The sequence below is a fragment of the Variovorax sp. KBW07 genome (genome assembly GCF_003852515.1).
In the GTDB taxonomy this organism is placed as follows: Bacteria; Pseudomonadota; Gammaproteobacteria; order Burkholderiales; family Burkholderiaceae_C; genus Variovorax.
The window spans coordinates 1-21,119 of record NZ_QAJK01000212.1 but is presented as its reverse complement, the minus strand read 5'-3'; the positions used below and the strand labels follow the sequence as shown (position 1 = coordinate 21,119).

The window sequence follows — 21,119 nt, the reverse complement described above, 5'->3', positions numbered from 1 at the left end:
GCACGCCGTCGGCGTGGGCGCTGCCCTGAAGAACGGCAGCGCACAAACACCCCAACGCAACGAACAGAAAAGCAACGCGTCATTCCTAGTGTTCCTTGTCCGGCTTGGGCGCACGCCTGGGAGCCGCCCGGCTCGCCTGTACCTCTGCGGCAAGGCGTTCCATGTCTTGCTTGATCGTCCGGTCGAGTTCGAGCCGGCGTTCGGTGGCCGTGACCAACGGCAGGATCAGTTCGCGGTACGTCACTGCGATCTGAAGCATCGCATCGGCCAGTCGCTGGCTCTCGCTCGGGCCTTCCGCTACCGGCTGCGGCACCGGCTTGAGTGCGTCGACCGCGCGCGCCACGTCGAGCATGCTGCTGGCGATGCGCTGGCTGCCGTCCACGTCGGCACCGCCGAGCTTGCGCTGGCGCACGAACTCTTCGCAAATGGCCTTCCAGCGCGCGCTTTCTTCCGCCGTCGGGCTGCCCAGCAACTGCGCGAGCCGCAACAGGTTTTCCTCCGCGCCCGTGGTCAGCGTCTGCGCTTCGCCGCGGTAGTGGTCGCGCAGCAGCGCATCGAGCTCGTCGTCGCGCATCAGCGCGGTGATCTTGCCCGCCAGCTTGGTCATGTTGCGGTAGCTGCCCTGCAGCTTGAACGGCGGGGCGGTGCGGTAGGCCTCCTGCTGCGCGGCCGACTCGATGTACGCGAGGTTGACCTTCAGCAACAGGTCGCGCGCACGGAAGAGCCGCTGCAGCAACGCCTTGATTTCTTCCAGCTCCACCGCGCTGTAGGCATGCGACAGCGCGCTGCTCGGTACCTCGTGGCCCTGGGCCATCTTCACCAGCAGCTGCACGTCCTTCGGATCGCGCGAGGCCAGCGGCATCAGCGTCGGGTTGGAGGTCAGGCTGTTCTCGATGTACGAGAGCCCGAACGCGGCTTCGCGGCCCGAGAGCACGTCGCCCAGGTTGTAGATGTCGGCGCGGTTGGCCAGCATGTCCGGGATCTTGAACACGTCGCCCGACTCGGTGTACGGGTTGCCCGCCATCACGATGGCGAAGCGCTTGCCGCGCATGTCGTAGCTGCGCGGCTCGCCGTTCCACACGCCCTCGATGCGGCGGGTGCCGTCGGCCAGCGCAATGAACTTCTGCAGGAACTCGGGGCTGGTGTGCTGGATGTCGTCCAGGTACAGCATCACGTTGCTGCCCATCGCCAGGCCGAGGTTCAGCTTTTCCAGCTCCTGCCGCGCCGCGCTGTTGGGCGCATTGGCCGGGTCGATGGCGGTCACGCCATGGCCCAGCGCCGGGCAGTTGATGCGCACGAAGATCAGGCCCAGGCGGTCGGCCACGTACTCCATCAGCGTCGTCTTGCCATAGCCGGGCGGAGAAATCAGCAGCAGCAGGCCCATGCGATCGGTGCGGCTGCCCTCGCCCGCCGAACCGATCTGCTTGGCCAGGTTGTCGCCGATGATCGGCAGGTACAGCTCGTCGATGAGCTGGTTGCGCACGAAGGTCGACAACGGCCTGGCCTGGAACTGGCCGAGCTTGAGCCGCGTCTTCTCGCGTTCGAGCAACTCGTGGCGCAGGCTGTGCAGCGCTTCGTAGCCCGGCACCGCGTGTGTGGTGTGGAACAAAAAGCGGCGCCAGAAATCGTTGAGGTTCAACGTCATGCGGCCATCGGCCACGCGCGCATGCTCGCCGCGCAGCCCCTCGACCGTGCGGTCGAGCGCCACGTTGACGCGGGTGCGTTGCAGCGGCATGGCCAGCACGCTGGCGGCATCGTCGACCCAATCGATCGATTGCGGTGCCTGGTGAATTGCGAAGGCGCGCACCCAGTCGCGCGCCAGGCGCCAGCGTTCCGCCGGCGGCGCCGCATCCAGGTCGTGTTGCCAAGCCTCGCGGCGGCCACCGCGCTCCAGCTCGCGCAGCAGCGCGGCGGCCAGGTCTTCGCCCGCGCCCGACACGGCCCAGGTTTCGCCGCCATGCGCACCCGCGAGCTCGCGCACGAGGTAGGCCGCGGCCTGGTCGCACAGCGTTGCCACGCGGCCCTGGTGCGCGTCGCGTTCTTCGTCATCGGCCGTCTCGGCGAGCGGCAACAGGTCGGGCAGCACGTCGCGCGCGAAATGGTGCAGCGAGCGCGCGGTGTCGGCTTCGAGTTGTTCCAGCGCATCGCGCCGGCCGAACAGGGTGTTCATCTGCATCGCGGCCCGTGCGCGCCGCAACAGCGATTCGCGGTGCGCGATCAGGTGGCCGTGCTGCCAGTACAGCAACGCCAGCGCGCGTTCGGTCGGCCCCCAGGCCAGCAGGCCGGCCTGGTCCTGCATGCCGACGAGCGCGGCCAGCAGGCGCAGCGCGTCGTCGTCATGAATGCCCTTCTGGTAGCCCTCCTGGTAGCGCGCGGCGGCAAAGCGGCGCACCATTTCCAGAAGTTGCGGATGCAGCGGGTCTTCGGCCAGCAAGGTCAGCACCTCGGCCCAGTTGCGTTCGGCCTTGCCGTCGAGCAATGCTTCGAGCAGGCGGCCGGCCAGGTATTCGGCGCGCGACAGCTCGGCGGTTTCCGACACCAGCGACTGGTTCCAGTAGCGCTGCAGCGGCAGCAGCCGGGGTTCGTCGACGGGGCTCAGGTAGTCGGTGCCGGTGACCTGGTAGGCCATGCCTTCGTCGCGTGCCACCAGCGTCAGGTCGATGGGCTGGCGGTGCACGGTGAAGGCGTGGCGGCCCAGGCGCAGCGTGTCGCCGCCCTCGCTCACCAGTTCGCGCTTGTCGCGCACCGAGCGCAGGGCCTGGTCGCGCGCGGTCTTCAGGCGCGTGTCGAGCTCGTCGGCCTGCACGGCGGCGCCCAGCGTGCGCAGGTCGGCAATGAGCGTGTGCAGCTTGCCGATCATCGGGTCGGCCGCGAAGTAGCTGTGAACCTGCGTCAGCTCGCCGAACTGCGCCACACGGCGCGGAATGCCGTCGAGAATGCGGCCGGCCGCGTTGACCACGCCTTGCGCACGGCGCTGCCGCCCTTCGACCAGGCTCTGGCGCCGGGCCGACAGCGCTTCGTACACCGTCTCGCGCTTCTCGGCGATGTCGGCCAGGAAATCTTCCTGCTCGGCGAAGCGGCCTTCGATTTCTTCCAGCTGCGCCAGCAGGCGCGTGAGCGCGTCGTCGCACTTCTCGGGCGTGTCGGCAAACTCCAGCGCGTTTTCGACCGCCTGGCTGAACAGCTTGAACTGCGCACCGAACTCGGCCCGCGCCTCGGTGGCGCCCAGCGACTTGCGCCGCGCGCGCGCATCGGCGCGCATGCGGTTGATGTCCGCATAGATCAGCGAGATGCGGTCCAGAATGGACGTGCGGATGACCGCGTCGCCGCCCGGCAGGCTGCCCAGTTGCTCGGTCAGCAGGTCGAGGCCGGCCGCCTGCTCGTCGAGCGTGGCGAGCATCTGGCCCAGCGCGGGCGACGTGGCCAGGTTGGGCAGCTCGAGCGCCAGCTTGTCCAGCGCCTGGCGCTGGCCGTTGAATGCGGTGTCGGCCGCCAGGAACTGCATCGCGCGCTCGCCGATGCGTTGCTGCTCGGTCTCGAGCGCGGCGTCCATGGCCACGATGCGTGGCAGGTCGGCGTAGCGCAGTTCCTTCAGCATCTGCAGCGCGCCGCGGCGTTCGCGCAGGCGCCCCAGCGCCTTCACGAAGTCGTCGGGGGCGCGCCAGATGGTGCTGGCAATGTCGACCATCAGCGCGTGCTGTTCGTCTTCGGCACGCAGCAGCGCACGCGCGGTCTCGCGGCGGATGGTGTCGACCTTTTCGAACTCGGCCAGCGTGCTGCGCGCCACGTCGGCAATGCTGCGCAGCTCGGCCATGAGGCCCGCGGCTTCGGGCGCGTCAAGCCAGAAGTAGGCGTCGCTCACGCGGGTGCACTGGCGGATCAGGTCTTCGTAGGCGGCGCGCGTGGGCGCCTGCTCGCGCACCGCACGCGCAATGCCCATCAGGTCGGACACGCCGCGCACCAGCTCGGCATTGCCGATCTTGCCGAAGAAGCCGGTGGCGGGCGGCTGCGCGCTCACGTGCTCTTCGCTGGCAAAAGGCGTCTGCCACAGCTGCATCGGGTGCACGCGCGTCGGCTCGCCCTCGTTGTCGTGGAACACCAGGATGCGGCCGTCGGCAAAGCGCGCGTAGCCGTTGGCGATGATCGGCGTGGCGAGCTTCTTGTCGATCAGGTTGTAGTTGAACAGCGCATAGCGCCCCGGCTTCGGGTCGTAGAAGATGTACGCCACGTCTTCGCCGTTGGGCGAACGCAGCATGCGCTTGAAGCGCAGGTTCTCGACCATCTCGGCCGGCAGGTCGAAGCGCTTGTGCTCGCCCGACTGCAGGTAGTAGCCGCCCGGGAAGATGATGCCGTGGTCTTCGGGCAGCTGCACGCAGGAGCCGCCGATGGCGTCGATGCGCTCGACCTGCTGCGTGCGGATGTTGAACACCAGGTAGCGCGTGACCTGCTCGCGATAGGGCTTCACGCGCAGCAATATCAGCATGCCGAGCTTGGCCCACGCAATCTCGGCGTCGGTGAGCGACTGGCTCTTGTCTTCCACCGGCTCGCTGTAGATGCCCAGTCCGGTTTCGGTGTTGTTCTCGATCTTGACGGTGAGGTCGCCGCCCAGCGTTTCGACGAACACGGTGTCGAGCACGTTCACGTGCGGGTGCTTGCCGCCCACATGGTCTTCGCGGGTGGCAACGGTCCACTCGAAATCGTGGCTCGCGGGCAAGGCGATGTCGCGCTCGCCGCGGTTGTCGATGTAGTGGATGCCGCCGTCGCGCTCTATGGCCCAGCGGAACACGCGCACGTCGTGCAGCTGCTGGCCAATCTGGAACGACGCCAGCAGCTTGTCCTGCGTGACGCGAAGCTGCAGCAGCGTAGCCTGCTTGTAGTAGGCGTACAGCTCCCGGAAATCGGAGGCGAAGCGCGTGTCTTCAAGGAAGGTGCCGGCCAGCGGCACGGCCTGCAGCTCATCGTTTTCGGTGGCCGCCTCGCCCGGCGTGGCCAGCCGGTACAGGCCGAACACGTCGCCCACGGCCGTTTCCTTGCGCAGGCCGATGAAGACGTTGTAGCCGAACAGCAGCAGGTCGCCGATGCGCACGATGTCGCGTGCCACGGCGTTGTTCTCGGTGCGCGCACGGGTGCGCAAGATCAGGGCCTGGTCGGAGCGGCCGAACTCGGCCAGCCGCTGTGCATTGAGCGCCTGCGTTTTCTTCAGCAGGCCCTCGCCCTGGGTTTCGAGCCGCTTCTTCAGCAGGTCGTAGCTGCCGCTGCCGGACACCAGGGCCTCGGTTTGGTCAGTGGGGGCCTGGGCGCCGGCCGGCGCGCCCGTTTCTTCCGTTGGTTGCATAGATCGGCGCGGTCAGTCCGCGCGCAGCAGTGCGAGCAGTTCGTCGCGGTGAGGCTGGGTGTCGAGCCAGGCGCGGATGCGGTCCAGCTCGTCGATGCATTCATTGCCGTAGCGGCGGCGCAGCGCGGCCAGCCGCACCTCGCGCACTTCTTCGGTCTGCAGGCGGCGCTGCCACCCGTCGGACAGCAGTTCGTCGAGCCTGCCGGCCAGGCCGCGGCTGACAATGGCACGCCACTCGCCCGGGTCGAACCACAGGTTCTGGCAGGCCACGCAACGGTCGATGCGAAAGTCGGGCCCGGCGCTGACGCGCAGGCGCTGCATGAGCCGGTCGCAGGCGGGGCAATGGCGCACCGCCGTGGTGTCGAACACCTCGATCAGTTCGTCGTCGACGGCGTGCGGCAGGCGGGCCGTGTCGCCGGCCTTCCAGGCGCGCCAGTCGTCCATGGCCATCACCATGCCCTCGCAGTCGGCGCATTGCACCGCAAGCAGGGCCTCGGCCAGGGCCACCGGCTGCATCGCCGTGTGCGCGGCGCAACTGCACTTCAGGTTCGGATTCATCGCGCGCCCCGCTTCAGTTGCGGAAGGTGGAGATCAGGTTCTGCAGGGCGGTCTTCTGGCTTTCGCTGCCGTCGCTGGCGATCTTGCTCATCAGCGAGGCCACGCTGAGGTTCTGGATCTCGCCCGACGAATTGCCGAGCGCGCCGACGATGTCGCGCACGTCCTTCACCACGTCGCGCTCGCCCGAGAGCTGGTCCTTGAAGGCAACCTGCACCGCATTGCTCTTGGAGATGACGCCGTCGATGCCCTTGCCCACCGAGAGCGAGCGCACGAAGCTGTCGAAGTAGTCGCCCGAGCCGCCCACGATGTCGATCTTGGCGTTGGACAGCGCGGTGCCCAGCACCTCGGCCTGTTCCTTGGCAATGGCGGTTTGCGCGTCGATGCCCTTCATGGTCTCGATGTGCGACTTTTCCAGGCGCATGCGGAACTCTTCGTGGTCGCGCGTTTCGGGGCTCATCGACTTCATGGCCTCGAACTTCTCGTGCAGGCCCTTGGCCTCGGCGTTGAAGCGGGCTTCGATCACCTGGGCGTCAGCCTGGCCCGACTTGAGCGTGGCTTCGGCATCGGCCGTGCGCACGTTGACGTCGGCAAGGCCAAGCTTTTCCTTGCCCGAGGCTTCGGCCTCGTACTTGGCGCGCATGCCCGCGGCCTCGGCGTTGGAGCGTGCTTCGATGACTTGCGCATCGGCCTGGCCGGCCTTCAGGATGGCGTCGGCATCGGCCTGGCGCACGTGCACGTCGGCAAGGCCCATCTTTTCCTTGCCCGAGGCTTCGGCCTCGAAGCTGGCAAGGCGGGCTTGCGCGGTGGCAATCTCGACCTTGGCGGCGGCAAGGCCCGGCGCGGCGGAAATGGCTTCCACGCCTTCGGCTTCGCGCTTCTTCGATTCAGCGTCGCGCTCGGCCACCTTGAGCTTGGCATCGGCCAGCGTCAGTTCTTCGGCCGCCTTGTGGCGCGCGCGCTTTTCCTGGGTTTCGGCCGCCTTGACGTCGATCACCATCTTTTCTTCGGCCTGGCCCTCGGCCATGATCACGACCGACTTCTTGGTGCGCTCGGCCTCGGCCACCACGCGCAGTTCCTTGATGGCTTCTTCCTGCTCGGCCACCGTGCGCTCGACCACGATACGCTCGCGGATCACGTCGGCAATGGCCTTCTTCTGCACTTCGACGGCCTTGTCCTTCTCGATGCGCTGCAGCGTGACTTCTTTTTCGCGATCGACAATTTCCAGGTCGCGGGCACGCGTGACCTTTTCTTCCTCGATGGCCACCGCGCGCTTGCGGTTGTTCTCGGCCACTTCCTTTTCGCGCTGCACGTTCTCCTGCTGCACCGACACGGTCTGCTCCGAGAGCAGGCGCGCGGTTTCGGACTTGGTGCGCTCTTCGGACTGGATCTTGGAGGTTTCGGCTTCTTCGCGGGCGCGCACGCTGGCAATTTCGCGGTGCTGGCGCGAAGTGGCGTCGGCCTGCTGGCGCTCGAGTTCGAGCAGCGCTTCCTGCGTCTCGACGTTCTTCTTCTTGATCTGCATTTCCTCGTTGCGGCGCAGCTCGTTGGTGCGCACGTGCTCGACCGCCGTCAGCTCGGTGATCTTCTTGATGCCCTGCGCATCGAGGATGTTGTTGGCGTCGAGCTCCGACAGCGGGGTCTGCTCCAGGAAGTCGATGGCCGCGTCTTCGAGCACGTAGCCCGAGAGATCGTTGCCGATCTGGCTGATGATCTGGTCGCGGAAGCCATCGCGCGCCTGGTAGAGGTCGACGAACTCCATCGACTTGCCGACCGTCTTCAGCGCTTCGGAGAACTTGGCCGAGAACAGCTCTTCGAGCGTCTCGTGGTTGGAGGCCCGCGCACAGCCGATGCCCTGCGCCACCTTCAGCACGTCGTCGGCCGTCTTGTTGACGCGCACGAAGAACTTCACCTTGATGTCCGCGCGGATGTTGTCGCGGCAGATGAGGCCCTCGTTGCCCGAACGGTCGATCTCGATGGTCTTGACCGAGATGTCCATCAGCTCGGCCTTGTGGATGATGGGGTAGACCATCCGCCCGGTGAACGTGACCTCGGGCTCGGCGCGCAACGTGTTCACGATGAGTGCATGGCCCTGCTCGATCTTGCGATAGAACTTGGCGAACATCGCGAACAGGCCGAGGATGACAACGGCCAGTATGACGACGGCAAAGAGGATGGGCTCCATTTTTTCTCCAGAGATGCTTTGAGAGCGAAAGAACAGTTGATCGGGGTGCGTCGCGGTCAGACGGCGTTGTCGTCGTGTGCCGCGATCAGGTAGCGTCCGGCCACCTCGTCGTATTCGACGATCAGCGCCTGCGAGCCGCGCTTGAGCGTGTTGGGCACGGTGGCCCACACGCGGATGTTCAGGCTGGCGCCGCGGCGCGCCACTTCGGCACGGCCGTCTTTTTCGTTCACTACGCCGGTGACGACGCGGCACAGCTGGCCGACCAGCGCGGCATTGGTCACGGCCGTGTGGCTCACGAACAGGCCGCGCAGCGGGCGGATGGCCACGGCGGTGACGGGAATGGCAATGACGGCGCTGGCCACCAGCAGCACGGTGCCGGCCACCACCTTGAGCAGCACCGTCGGCACCAAGGGCAGCAGCCATTCGCCGCCCATGCAGCTGACCGTCCACGACACCAGCACCAGCAGGCTCACGGCCACCGAGAACGGCACGCCGTTCAGGCCGAAAGCCACCACGTAGCTGGCGAGCTGGCCGACGTCGCTGGTGTCGCCGTCGGCATGCGTGTGCATGTGCAGGTCGACGTCGAGGCCGCTGTGCTCGATGTCGACCATGCCGAGCACCGCAAGCACCCAGTAGATCACCACGACGCCCAGCAATACCGTGTAGATCGCGGTCGGGTAACCCGTCACCGCTCCCATGAAATCGCCCATTGATCCTCCCGCGTGCGGGTTGTTGTTCGTTGTTCTATTTGCGGCCCGGCTTCCCTGTGCCGGACCCTTTTTTCTTGCTGCTGGCAAATGCAATCAGGTCGCGCGTGGCCCTCTCCTTGATGGCCAGCCTGTCGTCGGGTGCGAGCCCGTAGCGCGCCGCCAGGAACTCGTAGTCTGCCGCATTCAGCGACACCGTGAGCCGCGGGCGCTTGGGCTTCGATGTGGTGGCAAGGCCCAGCACCTGCCGGATCTGGTCGGAGGTGGACACGTGCTGCTCGAAAGCAGCCGTGCGCACCGCCTCCAGCACGGCCTCTTCCACGTCGAACGCGACCTGGACCGCGCGTATCGCTTCGTCCGAGCCTTGCCAGCGAACCGGCTTGACCCGCATGGTCATTGCGCCTCGGGGGCGCCCGGCTTGGCCTGGCGGGCCCGGATGCGTTCCATGACCTTGCCCGCGCGGTCGGCGTCGTTGCCGATGCCGGCGGCGGCCAACTTCTTTTCGAGCGCGCTGTGGCCCAGCTCGTTCTCGAGCGCCTGGCTCGCCGTCATGCGGTCGGCCAGGTCTTCGTGGCGCGCGCGGATGCGCTCCAGCGACTCGCGCGCATTGGCCAGCCGCGAGCCGCCGCTGCCGATGTTCTCGGAGATCGACTGCGTGGCGCGGTAGACGCTCTCGGTGGTCTTGGCGATGCCGATTTCGCGCTCGTGCTCGCGGATGCGCGCCTCGGCCGACTTGATGAGCTCCTTGAGCCGCGACACCTGCAGCGAATACGAGGCGTGCGCCTTGGCCTGCTCTTCGAGCTCTTGCTCGAGCGTGCCGATCTTGGCCGCGACGTCGAGCGCCAGGCCTTCCTGCGTCTTGTTGAGCGCCTCGAGCGCGAGCCCTTCGTAGCGCGCCACTTCGTTCTTCAGGCGCTCGATCTCGCGGGCCGATTGCATCTCCTTGGCCATCACGCCGGTGAGGTCGCCCTTGGCCTTGTCGATGCTGTGCTTGGCGTCGATGATTTCCTGTTCGTAGATGCGCGTTGCGTTGCTGTCGACCACGCTCTCGCCGATCTCGCGCGCGCTGCCGCGCAGCAAGGTGACCAGCTTCTTGATGACTGTCATGATGATGATCTCCGCTTAGTTCAGGAATTCGGACAAGGCGTCGAGTGCATCGAGCGCGTTGTCGCTGAGCACGGCCACTTCGCGTGCGATGTCTTCGACGCTTGCGTCGCGCCCCAGCGCACCCGTGAGCACGTAGCGGCCATCGACGCGGCCGAAGGACGAGAGCGGCACCGACGGATTGAGATCGAGCAACGATTCGAGCAGCTCGGTGCGGCGCTCGGGCTTCACTTCTTCTTCAGTCCAGAGATAGCAGATGCAGATGATCTGCATGTCCGAGCTGGTAATGAAGATCGGCAGCTCGTCGCGCCCCTCGATGCTCACCTGGACCACGGGCGTGCTGCCCGGAATGGGCTGCAGCTGCACGGGCAGCCCACCCATTGCGGCACCGGCCAGCGCATCGAGGCCCTTGAGTTGATCGAGCAGTGATTGCATACCTCTCCTTGTGGTTGTGTACCGTTGGAAGCGATCGGGCTTCGATGGGTTCACTATAGGTGTGCCGACATAACATGTCAAAACTTTCTTTTCCCGGGACCATGACTTTCGGCACTGGCGCGCTCTCTAGAATCCGCCGATGGCCAGCCCCATCAACCCTGCGCGCGTCGATTTCGTCACGCTGCGCCTCTTCTGCGCCGTGGCCCAGTCCGGCAGCATCACCAAGGGCGCCGAGGCCTGCCATCTTGCGCTGTCGGCTGCGAGCCGGCGCTTGTCCGACTTCGAAGCGGCCACGGGTTCGAAGCTGCTCGAACGCAGTTCGCAAGGCATTGCGCTCACGCCCGCCGGCCATGTGGCCATGCAGCATGCAATGCGCTTGTTCCAGGGGTTCGAGCAGTTCAGCAACGAGTTGAACGACTACTCGAGCGGCGTGCGCGGCCACGTCCGGCTGTGGGCCAACATGTCGGCGCTGACCGAGTTCCTGCCCACCACGCTCGCGGCCTTTCTCGGCCAGCACCCCGACATTCGCGTCGAGGTCGAGGAGCAACTGAGCGGTGACATCGTGCGCGCGCTGGTCGATGGCCTGGCCGACGTCGGCGTGTTCGCCGAGAACACGCCCGCCTACGGCCTCGACGTCGCGCCCTTCCAGACCGACGAGCTCGTGGTGCTCTGCGCCAGGCAGCATCCGCTGGCGCGCACACGCGCAAGGCAGGTCGACTTCAAGACCTGCCTGGCACATGAATTCGTCGGGCTGAACCGCAGCAGTTCGCTGCTGGAGCTGACCTCGCGCGCCGCCGAGCAGGCCGGCATTCCGATGCGGCTGCGCGTGCAGGTGCGAAGCTTCGATGCGATGTGCCACATGATCGCGGCCAACCTCAGCATCGGCGTGGTGCCGCTGGCGGCCTGCAAGGCGCAGGTGGCTGCGCTCGACCTGAAGGTCGTGCGGCTGAAGGAGGCATGGGCTACGCGACGGTTGCTGATGGCGACGAAGACGGGTGGCGCGCTTTCGCCGGCGGCGCAGTTGCTGGTGCGGCAACTGCTCGCGTCATCGAACTAGCGGCTTTCGTCAGTGCGGTTGTCAGTCCGTACCCACCATCACGCTCGAAGCCTTGATCACCGCATAAGCCTTGCCGCCCTCGGCCAGCTTGAGTGATTCAGCCGAGCTGCTGGTGATGGTCGAGACGATCTGTACGCCGGCGGCAATCTCCAGCGTGACCTCGGTCGTGACCGGACCGCGAACAATGGAAATGACCTTGCCGGACAGGACGTTGCGTGCGCTGATCTTCATGAAGTGCTCCTGGGTTGGTTGTTGAACCCGGCACCCTAGCCTATCGGCCGCCTCTTCTCAACCCTCAACCGTGGCGCGGACAGATCGATCGGCCAGTCGGCGGACCCGCGCCGTCCGCCTCGGTGGGCGGCCCCGAAAACGCCGCGGCAAAACACCCGATGCCGGCGCTGCGCAAGGGCACGTAGCGCACCTGCTGGCGCATGCAGATGCGCTTGAGGTTGTCGACCGACTCGTGGTCGATGCAATCGACCGGAAAGGCCACCACCTCGGCCCACGAGACGGCGGACGCCAGCAGGCCGGCCCGGTCTTCGAGGCCGCCGCCATGGCGCCGGAACTCGCCGCCATGGCGCTGCACGAGGTCGCGGATGGCAGGCATCGAACTGGGCCGCCCGCCAACGTAGAGGATGCGCCGGCCCTGCAGTTGCCGGTCGAGATCGGTCTCGGCACCTGGGACGGCCTCGCTGGCGTTGAGCTTCAGCTGCGCCTCGGCGGCGGCCAGTTCGCGCCCCAGCGCGATGGCATGCGCGCGCAGGTGTTCGAGCTCTTCCTCGAGCCGGTTCGCTTCGGCCACCGCCGCCACGGCGGCCTGCTCGGCGCGTTCGCGCCGGCCGGTCTGCACGGCGATGAGCGCGGCGGCGCGCTCGCTCTCTTCCGCGCGCGCCCGCATCGCATGGGCCAGGTCGGTGGCATCCGGCACCAGCATCGCGCCGCGCGCGTTGCCTGCTTCCGCTTCGATCAGCGCCTGCTTCTGGCTGGCGATGGTCTTGTCGCGTTCTTCCATCAGTTCCTGCGAGCGAATGAGATGCCGGTCGAGCCGCTCGCGCAATTCGGCGTTGTCGTGTTCCAGCGCCACCAGCCGGCGGATGTCCGCCCTGTTGGCCGCGCCCACGAGGTGCGACAGCATGTGCACGTCGCCGAAAGCCCGCTGCCGCAGTTCGGGCGTGGCCTTGCGGTGCATCAGCGCGGCCCAGTAGGCGCCCGGGATTTCGCCCTGCCGCAGCGCCTCTTCCCAGCTGGCGGCGAGCGCGGCGGCATCGTGCATTTTCGACAACCGCTGGATGACCGGTGCATGGCGATGGTCCAGCGCCTTCTGCAGTGCCCTGGTGACTGCCGTGTCCTGCGTTGCAAGCCGCACGGCCTCGTGGTGCACCTCCAGGTCGCTGGCGCCCGCCACGTCGCAAAAGCGCGCGACGAGCTTGCGAAGCTCGGCGGTCGTCAGGCAGGTGCCTATGACGGAGCAATAGAAATTCGTATCGAGATCGGCGAGCCGTACACGTCCGGCCGGTGCGCCGTCTTCACTGTCCTTGCAGTCTTCGGCCGGCTCGCAACAGCCGGCGGCATTGAAAAGCGCGGGCCGGCCACTCGCCGCGTCCACGGGTCGGGCCGAAGAAAGAAGTTTGAAGGGCGGATGAAGCATGCGCCACGCAATATACGGCGCAACATAGCGAATGCCAAGTGGGCGCCCCGGCTGTTACCCGGCCGAGGCGGCCTTCCGGTCTTTTATCTGGCTTCTTCCGCTTCGAGCACGGCCCATTCCTCGTCCGTGAACAGGCGCGAGCGCGTCAGGAAACGCAAGCCCTCCGGCCCCTCCAGCGAGAACATGCCGCCCCGCCCCGGCACCACGTCGATGATCAGCTGCGTGTGTTGCCAATACTCGAACTGCGGCCCGCTGATGTAGAACGGCGTGCCGCCGATGTGGCCCAGCAGCCGGTCGTAGTCGCCCACGATGAACTCGTTGCGTGCGTAGCACATGGGCGCACTGCCATCGCAGCAGCCGCCCGACTGGTGGAACATCAGCGGGCCGTGCTTGGCGGCCAGCTTGTCGATGAGCGCCAGGGCCGCGTCGGTCGCGGTCACGCGCAGGACTTCTTGTGTCGTCATGAAGGCCTTCTTTCTTTTTCTTTGGATGCAGGAAAGCCCCGCACGGCCCCGACAGGAAGCGCGTGCGGGGCGGCCATGCCTGCCGCGATCAGAAGAAGCCCAGCTTGTTCTCGCTGTAGCTCACCAGCAGGTTCTTGGTCTGCTGGTAGTGGTCGAGCATCATCTTGTGGTTCTCGCGCCCGATGCCCGACTGCTTGTAGCCACCGAAGGCCGCATGCGCCGGGTAGTGGTGGTAGCAGTTGGTCCACACGCGCCCCGCCTGGATGCCGCGGCCCATGCGGAAGGCGCGGTTCATGTCGCGGCTCCAGACACCGGCGCCCAGGCCGTAGAGCGTGTCGTTGGCAATGGCAAGCGCCTCTTCTTCGTCCTTGAAGGTGGTGACCGACACGACCGGTCCGAAGATCTCTTCCTGGAAGATGCGCATCTTGTTGTGGCCCTTGAACACGGTCGGCTGCACGTAGTAGCCGTCGGCCAGATCGCCTTCGAGCTTGGCGCGCTGGCCGCCGATGAGCACCTGCGCGCCTTCCTGCCGGCCGATGTCGAGGTACGAGAGGATTTTTTCGAGCTGCTCGCTCGATGCCTGCGCGCCGATCATGGTGTCCATCGCCAGCGGGCTGCCCTGCTTGATGGCGGCCACGCGCTTCAGTGCGCGCTCCATGAAGCGGTCGTAGATCGACTCCTGGATCAGCGCGCGGCTCGGGCAGGTGCAGACCTCGCCCTGGTTCAGCGCGAACATCGCGAAGCCTTCGAGCGCCTTGTCGAAGAAGCTGTCGTCCTTGTCCATCACGTCGGCAAAGAAGATGTTGGGCGACTTGCCGCCCAGCTCCAGCGTGACCGGAATCAGGTTCTGGCTCGCGTACTGCGAGATCAGCCGGCCGGTGGTGGTTTCGCCCGTGAAGGCGATCTTGCCGATGCGGTTGCTCGATGCCAGCGGCTTGCCCGCCTCCACGCCGAAACCGTTGACCACGTTCAGCACGCCGGGCGGCAGCAGGTCGGCAATGAGCTCCATCAGCACCAGGATCGACACCGGCGTCTGTTCCGCCGGCTTCAGCACCACGCAGTTGCCGGCCGCGAGCGCGGGCGCCAGCTTCCAAACCGCCATCAGGATCGGGAAGTTCCACGGAATGATCTGGCCAACCACGCCGATGGGCTCATGGAAGTGGTACGCGAAGGTTTCGTGGTCGATCTCGCTGATGCCGCCTTCCTGCGCGCGGATGCACGAGGCGAAGTAACGGAAGTGGTCGACCGCCAGCGGCAGGTCGGCCGCCATGGTTTCGCGCAGCGGCTTGCCGTTGTCCCAGGTTTCGGCGGCGGCCAGCATGGGCAGGTTTTCCTGGATGCGGTCGGCGATCCTGTTCAGGATGTTGGCACGCTCGGTGGTCGAGCTGCGGCCCCAGGCGCCCTTGGCCTTGTGCGCGGCATCGAGTGCGCGGTCGATGTCGGCAGCGGTCGAGCGCGGCACCTCGCAGAAGACCTTGCCGGTGACGGGCGTGATGTTCTCGAAGTACTGGTTGTCCGCCGGCGCGACCCATTCGCCGCCGATGAAATTGCCGTAGCGCTTCTTGAAAGGCACCGCAGTACCGAATTTGCCCGGTTCAAGCATGTCCATGAGTTGTCTCCATTTGCTGGGTTTCAGGGTGGTGGCGCCGCGACGTGCGGCGCCCCGTACGGACCACCGCAAGGCACGTACCCGCCGGGCTCGGGACATTCCCTGAGTACTTTCCACGCGCAACACCCTGTCGCAGAGGGTTTCCATTCGCAATCTGCGACATGCATGTGCGAACACAGCGACTACGATGTCGCACAAGGCGAACCGACGCGAAACGGGAACCAACCGGAGACACGCATGAGTGAGGCGCAGTGGCCATCGGTCAGGGTCGAACAGGCCCGTGAACTGTTCTTCGAGCAGGGCCGCGACCCTGCGCCGTGGATCGCGCCGCACATCTCGCGCTCGTGGCAACGCAGCCGCCCGGTCGATCCGCAATACATCGACCCCGAGCCGATGGCGATGGCGCTGCTGAGCGAGCGGCGCGAACAGGCCATGCGGCTGCTGAACTGCGCGCAACCTGAACTCGACGGCCTGGCCGAGCATGCCGTGGGCAATGGCTGTGTCGTGGTCCTGTCGGACGCCAGTGGACTGATCCTCGAGGAGATCGGCAGCCCCGACTTTCTTCCCAAGGCCCAGCGCGTGGCGCTGCAGCCGGGCGTGGCGTGGTCCGAGAGCCACCGGGGCACCAACGCCATCGGCACTGCGCTGGTGGAGCGCGAGGCGTTGATGGTGCTGGGCGGCGAACACTACCTGGCGCAGAACGGCGCGCTGGGCTGCGCGGCGGCGCCCATCTTCACCGGCCGCGGCGAACTGGCCGGCGCGCTCGACATCTCGGGCGAAACCGCGCGCGTGAACCACCATGCGCTGGGCCTGGTGCGCATGGCCGCGCAGCAGGTCGAGCACCGGATGATGCTGGCCGAGGCCGCCGGCCACGTGCTGCGCTTCCATGCGCGGCCCGCGCTGATCGGCACCGCGCGCGAGGGGCTCATGGTGATCGAGGGCGGGCGCATCGTCGCGGCCAACCGCGTTGCACTCGAACTGTTCGACCATTCGTGGGAGAGCCTGCTCGACCTCGATGCGCAGATTTTCCTGGGCAGGAACTGGCCACGCATGGAACACCGGCGCAGCCTGCTCACGCTGCCGGGCGGGCGCCAGATTGCCACGGTGATGGAGCGCACCACCACGCCGGGCAGTGCGCGCAGCGCCAACAGGCGTACGCACGTGCCAGAAAACGCGACCGCCACCACCGACGCCGACGATGTGTTGCCGCTGCTGGCGCAAGCCGTGCGGGTGCTGAACGAAGGTGTCTCGGTGCTGGTGAACGGGGAAACCGGCAGCGGCAAGGAAGTGTTTTCGCGCCGCCTGCACGCCGCGAGCCGCCGTGGCGCGGGCCCGTTCGTGGCGGTCGACTGCGCCTCGCTGCCCGAGACGCTGATCGAGTCCGAGCTGTTCGGCTACGACGAAGGCGCCTTCACCGGCGCGCGGCGCAAGGGCATGGTGGGCCGCATCCGCGAAGCCCATGGCGGCGTGCTGTTCCTCGATGAAATCGCAGAGATACCGCTGGCGCTGCAGACCCGCCTGCTGCGCGTTTTGGAAGAGCGCGTGGTCACGCCGCTGGGTGGCGGCCAGGGCGTGGCGGTCGATTTCGACCTCGTCTGCGCCACGCATGGCAACCTGCCCGCGCTGGTGGAGGCCGGGCGCTTTCGCGCCGACCTGATGTACCGGGTGGCGGGCTTCAGCGTCGCCCTGCCCTCGCTGCACCAGCGCCGGGACCGGCACGCGCTGATCGCACGGCTGTTCCTCGAATCGGGCGGCGCGGCCAGGCACCTGCGGCTGGAAGACGATGCGCTGCAGGCGCTGGCGTCGTACCGATGGCCGGGCAACGTGCGCGAGCTGCGCAGCACGCTGCGCGCCGTCGTCGCGCTGGCAGACACCGGCGATTCGGTGGCGGCCGCCATGCTGCCGGCACATCTGCGCGGCGCGCCCGCGCTGCCGTCGCATGCCGCGCCCGACGCGGACCTTCGGACGGCGCCGCACGCGGCCGAACCGCTGGTGGCCATCACACGCCACGCGATCGACGAAGCGTTGAAGGCCTGCGACCACGACGTGGCCAGGGCGGCGCGCCAGCTGGGGGTTCACCGCAGCACGGTCTATCGCCACCTGGCGCGGCAACGCGGCACATCGGGCACGCACTGACAGCGGTTGGAACGGGGGCTCTCCGCATGCGTCCAACGGCGCTCGCTATGCCTCATAAAATACAGCGAAGCACGGCCGGCACTTCTGTCGCTTCCGGCCCTTCCAGCAGAACCGCACGCACGCACGCCATGGTCACCAGTCAACTCCGCTGCCTCGTCGCACTCGGCCAGGCGCAACACCTCGGCCGCGCCGCGCAGGCGAGCGAGGTCTCCCCGCTCGAACTGACGCAGGCAATCCACGCGCTGGAGCAGGAGTACGGCCATCCACTGGTCAAGCCTGGCGCTCGCTTCGAGGGCTTCACGCCGCAAGGCGAACAGGTGCTGGCCTGGGCCCGCGCCTTCCTGCACGACACCGAGGCCTTGCGCCACGAGCTGCAAGCCACGCGAAAAGACGATGCCATCGCCCCGTTGCTGGAGCGCCGCTCGGTCTCTCCCAAGCGCCTGCGCGCACCGGGGCCGGGGGCCGAGCACATCGACCTGATCCTGCAGGCCGCGTTGCGCGCGCCCGACCACGGCGGGCTGCATCCCTGGCGCGTGCTGGAGTTTCGCGAGGGCCAGCGTGCCGCGCTCGCCGACCGCTTCGAGGAAGAAAAACGCCGCCGCGATCCGCTCGCCTCGTCCACCGACCTGCGCCGCGCACGCGAACACGCCACCCGGCCACCCGTGCTGCTGGCTTTCGTCGTCGTGCCGCGTGCCCGCAGCCGGGTGCCGGCGCGCGAGCAGTGGCTGTCCGCCGGCGCGGCGCTGGGCAACCTGCTGAATGCCGCGCACCAGCTCGGCTACGGCGCCATCGTGCTCAGCGGCGAACGCTGTTTCGATCCGGTGCTGAGTGCGGAGCTGGGCATCGGTCCCGAAGAGTTCCTCGCGGGCTTCGTGAGCCTGGGCAGCGTGGCCGAGGCGCCACCGGCACGCCACAGCCACGTGTTGCCCGGCCAGGTGTGGTCCGCCTGGACACCGCCCGCCGCCGCACCCGGCACGCCGAAGCCACGGGCGGCCACCGCCATGAACCTGGACATCGCCGGCGGCAAGACCTGACGCGGGGCGTACGGCGGTCAGAACGAAAGACTGACTTGCCCATTGATGTGGGAGCCGCCAGACTTTGGCATGGCACAGCTTGCGCATTCATGACCACCCGAAAACCCGCCCGCGGCCTGTCGGCCGTTCCCTCCACCCTGCGCATTCCCCTGGCCGCGCGCGCATCGGGCGACGCAATGTTTCCGCAGGTCGCCGTGCGCGATGCCTACGCCGCCGGCATCCTGGAGCAGATCCGCGACGACGGGCAGGCGCTGCCGGAAGACCGGGCCACCATCTACGGCATCCTGGCGCGCACGCGGCGCTTTCGCGGCATGGCGCAGGACTTTTTGAAGCAGCATCCCGGCGCCCGCGTGGTCAACCTGGGCTGCGGCCTGAGCCATTACTTCCAGTGGCTGGACGACGGCAAGTCGCGCATGACCGATGCCGACCTGCCCGAAGTGCTTGAACTGCGCCGCGCGCTCATTCCCGAAACCAATTCGCGCCACGACGTGCGCGAACTCGACCTGACCTCGCCCGACTGGTGGGAGCAGCTGTCGTTGCCGCGCAAGCGCAACGCCCAGCCGGTCTTCCTGTTCACCGAAGGCGTGCTGATGTACCTGAAGCCCGAACAGGTGCAGGCGGTGTTTGCCACCTTCGGCGAGCGCGCGCCCGCGGGCTCGGTGCTGGCCTTCGACGCCATGTGCTGGCTGGCCGTGGGGCGCGCGAAGCAGCATCCCTCGGTGCGCACCACCGGCGCGGAGTTTCATTGGGGATTGCGCCGCTTTTCCGACCTCACCCAGTCGCACCCGCGCCTGCGCCTGGACGCCACCCACCGGGTGATGGAAGACATGGGCCTGCCCTACAAGCTGTTCGCGCCCGTGGTGTTGCTGCTGCTCGGGGTGCCGATCTATGCGGTCTATGCGCTGGGCGTGGCCGATGTGGACAAGGCGTCCAGGCCGGCCAAGGCGGCCGATACATAAACGCACAATTTTGCGGATCACCGGCTTTGTCCGGCCCGGAATGCGCGGAATGGCTGACGCGGCGCGGCCTGCGGCCCCGTCAAGCTGTGCGCTGTTCCCCGTCGCGGAAAATCCGGTGCATGTTTGGCTGCCTTGGCTGCTTTAGGATGATTTTTCCGATGGCATGCCGGCCCCAGCAGAGGCGGCGTGTCCGCGTCGCCTTTCTGTTCCCGTGTTCCCCAAAGACTCGCAACCCTCAAGAACCACATGCTTGATCGCCGATCCTTCCTTGCCGCCGGCAGTGCCGCCGCCGCGCTCGCCGCCCTCGGACTGCCCACCGAAGCGCTGGCCGCCAACGGCCTGCAACTGAGCCAGCCCTCGCCCTTCTCGTTCGACAACCTCGTCGCGCAGGCCAGGCGCCTGGCCGCCCAGCCCTACGTGGCCGCCGCGCCGCTCGCCCCCGACGTGCTGGAACGCATCGACTACGACGCGCACGGCAAGATCAAGTTCGACCCTGCCAACGCGCTGTTCCGCGAAGGCCCCGGCGCCTTTCCCGTTACCTTCTTCCACCTGGGCCGCTTCTTCCAGACACCGGTGCGCATGCACGTGCTCGAGAACGCCGACGGCGACGCCTTTGCGCGCGAAGTGCTCTACAGCCCCGACTACTTCTCGATGCCGCCCGACAGCCCGGCGCGCGCGCTGCCGCCCGGCGCGGGCTTCGCGGGCTTCCGCCTGCAGGAAAGCCGGCTCGGCGACCAGAGCAAGCTCGACTGGCAGAAGAACGACTGGGTCGCGTTTCTGGGGGCCTCGTACTTCCGCGCCATCGGCGAGCTGTACCAGTACGGCTTGTCGGCGCGCGGCATTGCGCTCGACGTGGCTGTGCCCGAAAAGGCGGAAGAGTTTCCCAACTTCACGCGCTTCTATTTCGAGACGCCGGCACCGGGCAACACCACCTCGATGACGGTCTATGCGCTGCTCGAAGGGCCGAGCATCACGGGCGTCTTCAAGTTCGTGATGCAGCGCGGCAAGGCCGTCATCATGGACATCGACTCGCGCCTGTTCCTGCGCCGCGACGTGGCCCGCCTGGGGCTGGTGCCGCTGACCTCGATGTACTGGTACTCCGAGACCATCAAGCCCACCGCCATCGACTGGCGCCCCGAGGTGCACGACTCCGACGGCCTGGCCATCTGGAACGGCGCGGGCGAGCGCATCTGGCGCCCGCTCAACAACCCGACGCAGACCCGCGCCTCGGCCTTCGCCGACACCAGGCCGCGCGGCTTCGGCCTGCTGCAGCGCGACCGTGCGTTCGACCACTACCAGGACGGCGTGAACTACGAGAAGCGCCCGAGCCTGTGGATCGAACCGATGGGCGACTGGGGCGAAGGCTCGGTGCAGCTGATCGAGATTCCCACCGACGACGAGATCCACGACAACGTGGTCGCCTTCTGGGTGCCCAAGGCGGACGCCAAGGCGGGCGCGAGCTACAGCCTGCAATACCGCCTGCACTGGACCGACCAGGAGCCCTTTCCGTCGCCGCTGGCACGCTGCGTGGCGACGCGCATCGGCCGCGGCGGCCAGCCGGGCCAGCCGCGTCCGCAGGGCGTGCGCAAGTTCATGGTCGAGTTCATCGGCCAGCCGCTGGCAACGATCCCCTTCGGCGTGAAGCCCGAGGTGATGCTGACGGCCCCGCGCGGCAAGTTCTCGTACATCTTTGCCGAGGCCGTGCCCAACGGCGTGCCCGGCCACTGGCGCGCGCAGTTCGACTTCACGCCTGAAGGCAATGAGCCGATCGACATGCGGCTGTACCTGAAGAACGGGGACCAGACGTTGACTGAGACCTGGCTTTACCAGTACCAGCCGTCGGTTTGAATTGCCGGGTTCGGGTGCGCGCGCATTCTTTGTGCGTGCACAG

General features: G+C 67.2%; 16 protein-coding genes. 5 read left to right on the top strand and 11 right to left on the bottom strand.

Annotated elements, in window-relative coordinates:
- Positions 1 to 85: 85 nt before the first annotated feature.
- From DBV14_RS31745 to DBV14_RS31715, 7 genes are read right to left on the bottom strand one after another with little or no spacing between them, the layout of a single operon-like run.
- Entirely contained in the window at positions 86 to 5,335 is a 5,250-nt protein-coding gene (locus DBV14_RS31745) for a DNA repair ATPase (protein ID WP_124465774.1), read from the bottom strand.
- Between the two features lie 12 nt (positions 5,336 to 5,347).
- Positions 5,348 to 5,893, bottom strand: a complete 546-nt coding sequence (locus tag DBV14_RS31740; protein ID WP_124465771.1) for a zf-TFIIB domain-containing protein — start codon at positions 5,891 to 5,893, stop codon at positions 5,348 to 5,350.
- Positions 5,894 to 5,906: 13 nt separating this feature from the next.
- Positions 5,907 to 8,075, bottom strand: coding sequence for a hypothetical protein (locus DBV14_RS31735; RefSeq protein ID WP_124465768.1), 2,169 nt, complete (start codon positions 8,073 to 8,075; stop codon positions 5,907 to 5,909).
- Between the two features lie 56 nt (positions 8,076 to 8,131).
- Positions 8,132 to 8,785, bottom strand: coding sequence for a ubiquinone biosynthesis protein (locus tag DBV14_RS31730; RefSeq protein WP_124465765.1), 654 nt, complete (start codon positions 8,783 to 8,785; stop codon positions 8,132 to 8,134).
- Positions 8,786 to 8,819: 34 nt separating this feature from the next.
- Positions 8,820 to 9,173 carry a hypothetical protein gene (locus tag DBV14_RS31725; RefSeq protein ID WP_260397301.1) on the bottom strand — a complete coding sequence of 118 codons (354 nt, stop codon included), beginning with the start codon at positions 9,171 to 9,173 and terminating at the stop codon, positions 8,820 to 8,822.
- A gap of 2 nt (positions 9,174 to 9,175) precedes the next feature.
- On the bottom strand, positions 9,176 to 9,889 hold the full coding sequence (locus DBV14_RS31720; protein ID WP_124465759.1) for a PspA/IM30 family protein: 714 nt from the start codon (positions 9,887 to 9,889) through the stop codon (positions 9,176 to 9,178).
- A gap of 15 nt (positions 9,890 to 9,904) precedes the next feature.
- On the bottom strand, positions 9,905 to 10,321 hold the full coding sequence (locus DBV14_RS31715) for a YjfI family protein (RefSeq protein ID WP_124465756.1): 417 nt from the start codon (positions 10,319 to 10,321) through the stop codon (positions 9,905 to 9,907).
- A 139-nt stretch (positions 10,322 to 10,460) separates the two neighbouring features.
- Here DBV14_RS31715 and DBV14_RS31710 point away from each other — a divergent pair, with 139 nt between their 5' ends.
- On the top strand, positions 10,461 to 11,378 hold the full coding sequence (locus DBV14_RS31710) for a LysR substrate-binding domain-containing protein (RefSeq protein WP_124465753.1): 918 nt from the start codon (positions 10,461 to 10,463) through the stop codon (positions 11,376 to 11,378).
- 21 nt (positions 11,379 to 11,399) lie between these two features.
- Here DBV14_RS31710 and DBV14_RS31705 read toward each other — a convergent pair whose 3' ends face one another.
- From DBV14_RS31705 to adh, 4 genes are all read right to left on the bottom strand, one after another.
- Complete coding sequence (locus DBV14_RS31705; protein WP_124465750.1) at positions 11,400 to 11,609, bottom strand: molybdopterin-binding protein; 210 nt, start codon at positions 11,607 to 11,609, stop codon at positions 11,400 to 11,402.
- 64 nt (positions 11,610 to 11,673) lie between these two features.
- Positions 11,674 to 12,984 (bottom strand): DUF2325 domain-containing protein, encoded by a 1,311-nt coding sequence (locus DBV14_RS31700; protein WP_124465746.1) that lies wholly within the window; start codon positions 12,982 to 12,984, stop codon positions 11,674 to 11,676.
- Between the two features lie 125 nt (positions 12,985 to 13,109).
- Entirely contained in the window at positions 13,110 to 13,490 is a 381-nt protein-coding gene (locus tag DBV14_RS31695; protein WP_124465743.1) for a DUF779 domain-containing protein, read from the bottom strand.
- 88 nt (positions 13,491 to 13,578) lie between these two features.
- Positions 13,579 to 15,099, bottom strand: a complete 1,521-nt coding sequence (gene adh, locus DBV14_RS31690; protein WP_124465740.1) for an aldehyde dehydrogenase — start codon at positions 15,097 to 15,099, stop codon at positions 13,579 to 13,581.
- Positions 15,100 to 15,336: 237 nt separating this feature from the next.
- Between adh and DBV14_RS31685 the strand changes: the two genes are divergently transcribed.
- From DBV14_RS31685 to DBV14_RS31670, 4 genes are all read left to right on the top strand, one after another.
- Positions 15,337 to 17,235, top strand: coding sequence for a sigma-54-dependent Fis family transcriptional regulator (locus DBV14_RS31685; protein ID WP_124465738.1), 1,899 nt, complete (start codon positions 15,337 to 15,339; stop codon positions 17,233 to 17,235).
- Between the two features lie 128 nt (positions 17,236 to 17,363).
- A complete protein-coding gene (locus DBV14_RS31680; protein ID WP_124465734.1) occupies positions 17,364 to 18,269 on the top strand; it encodes a nitroreductase in 906 nt (301 codons plus the stop codon).
- Between the two features lie 89 nt (positions 18,270 to 18,358).
- Positions 18,359 to 19,228 carry a class I SAM-dependent methyltransferase gene (locus DBV14_RS31675; RefSeq protein ID WP_124465731.1) on the top strand — a complete coding sequence of 290 codons (870 nt, stop codon included), beginning with the start codon at positions 18,359 to 18,361 and terminating at the stop codon, positions 19,226 to 19,228.
- Positions 19,229 to 19,474: 246 nt separating this feature from the next.
- Positions 19,475 to 21,076, top strand: coding sequence for a glucan biosynthesis protein (locus tag DBV14_RS31670; protein ID WP_124465728.1), 1,602 nt, complete (start codon positions 19,475 to 19,477; stop codon positions 21,074 to 21,076).
- Positions 21,077 to 21,119: the final 43 nt, after the last annotated feature.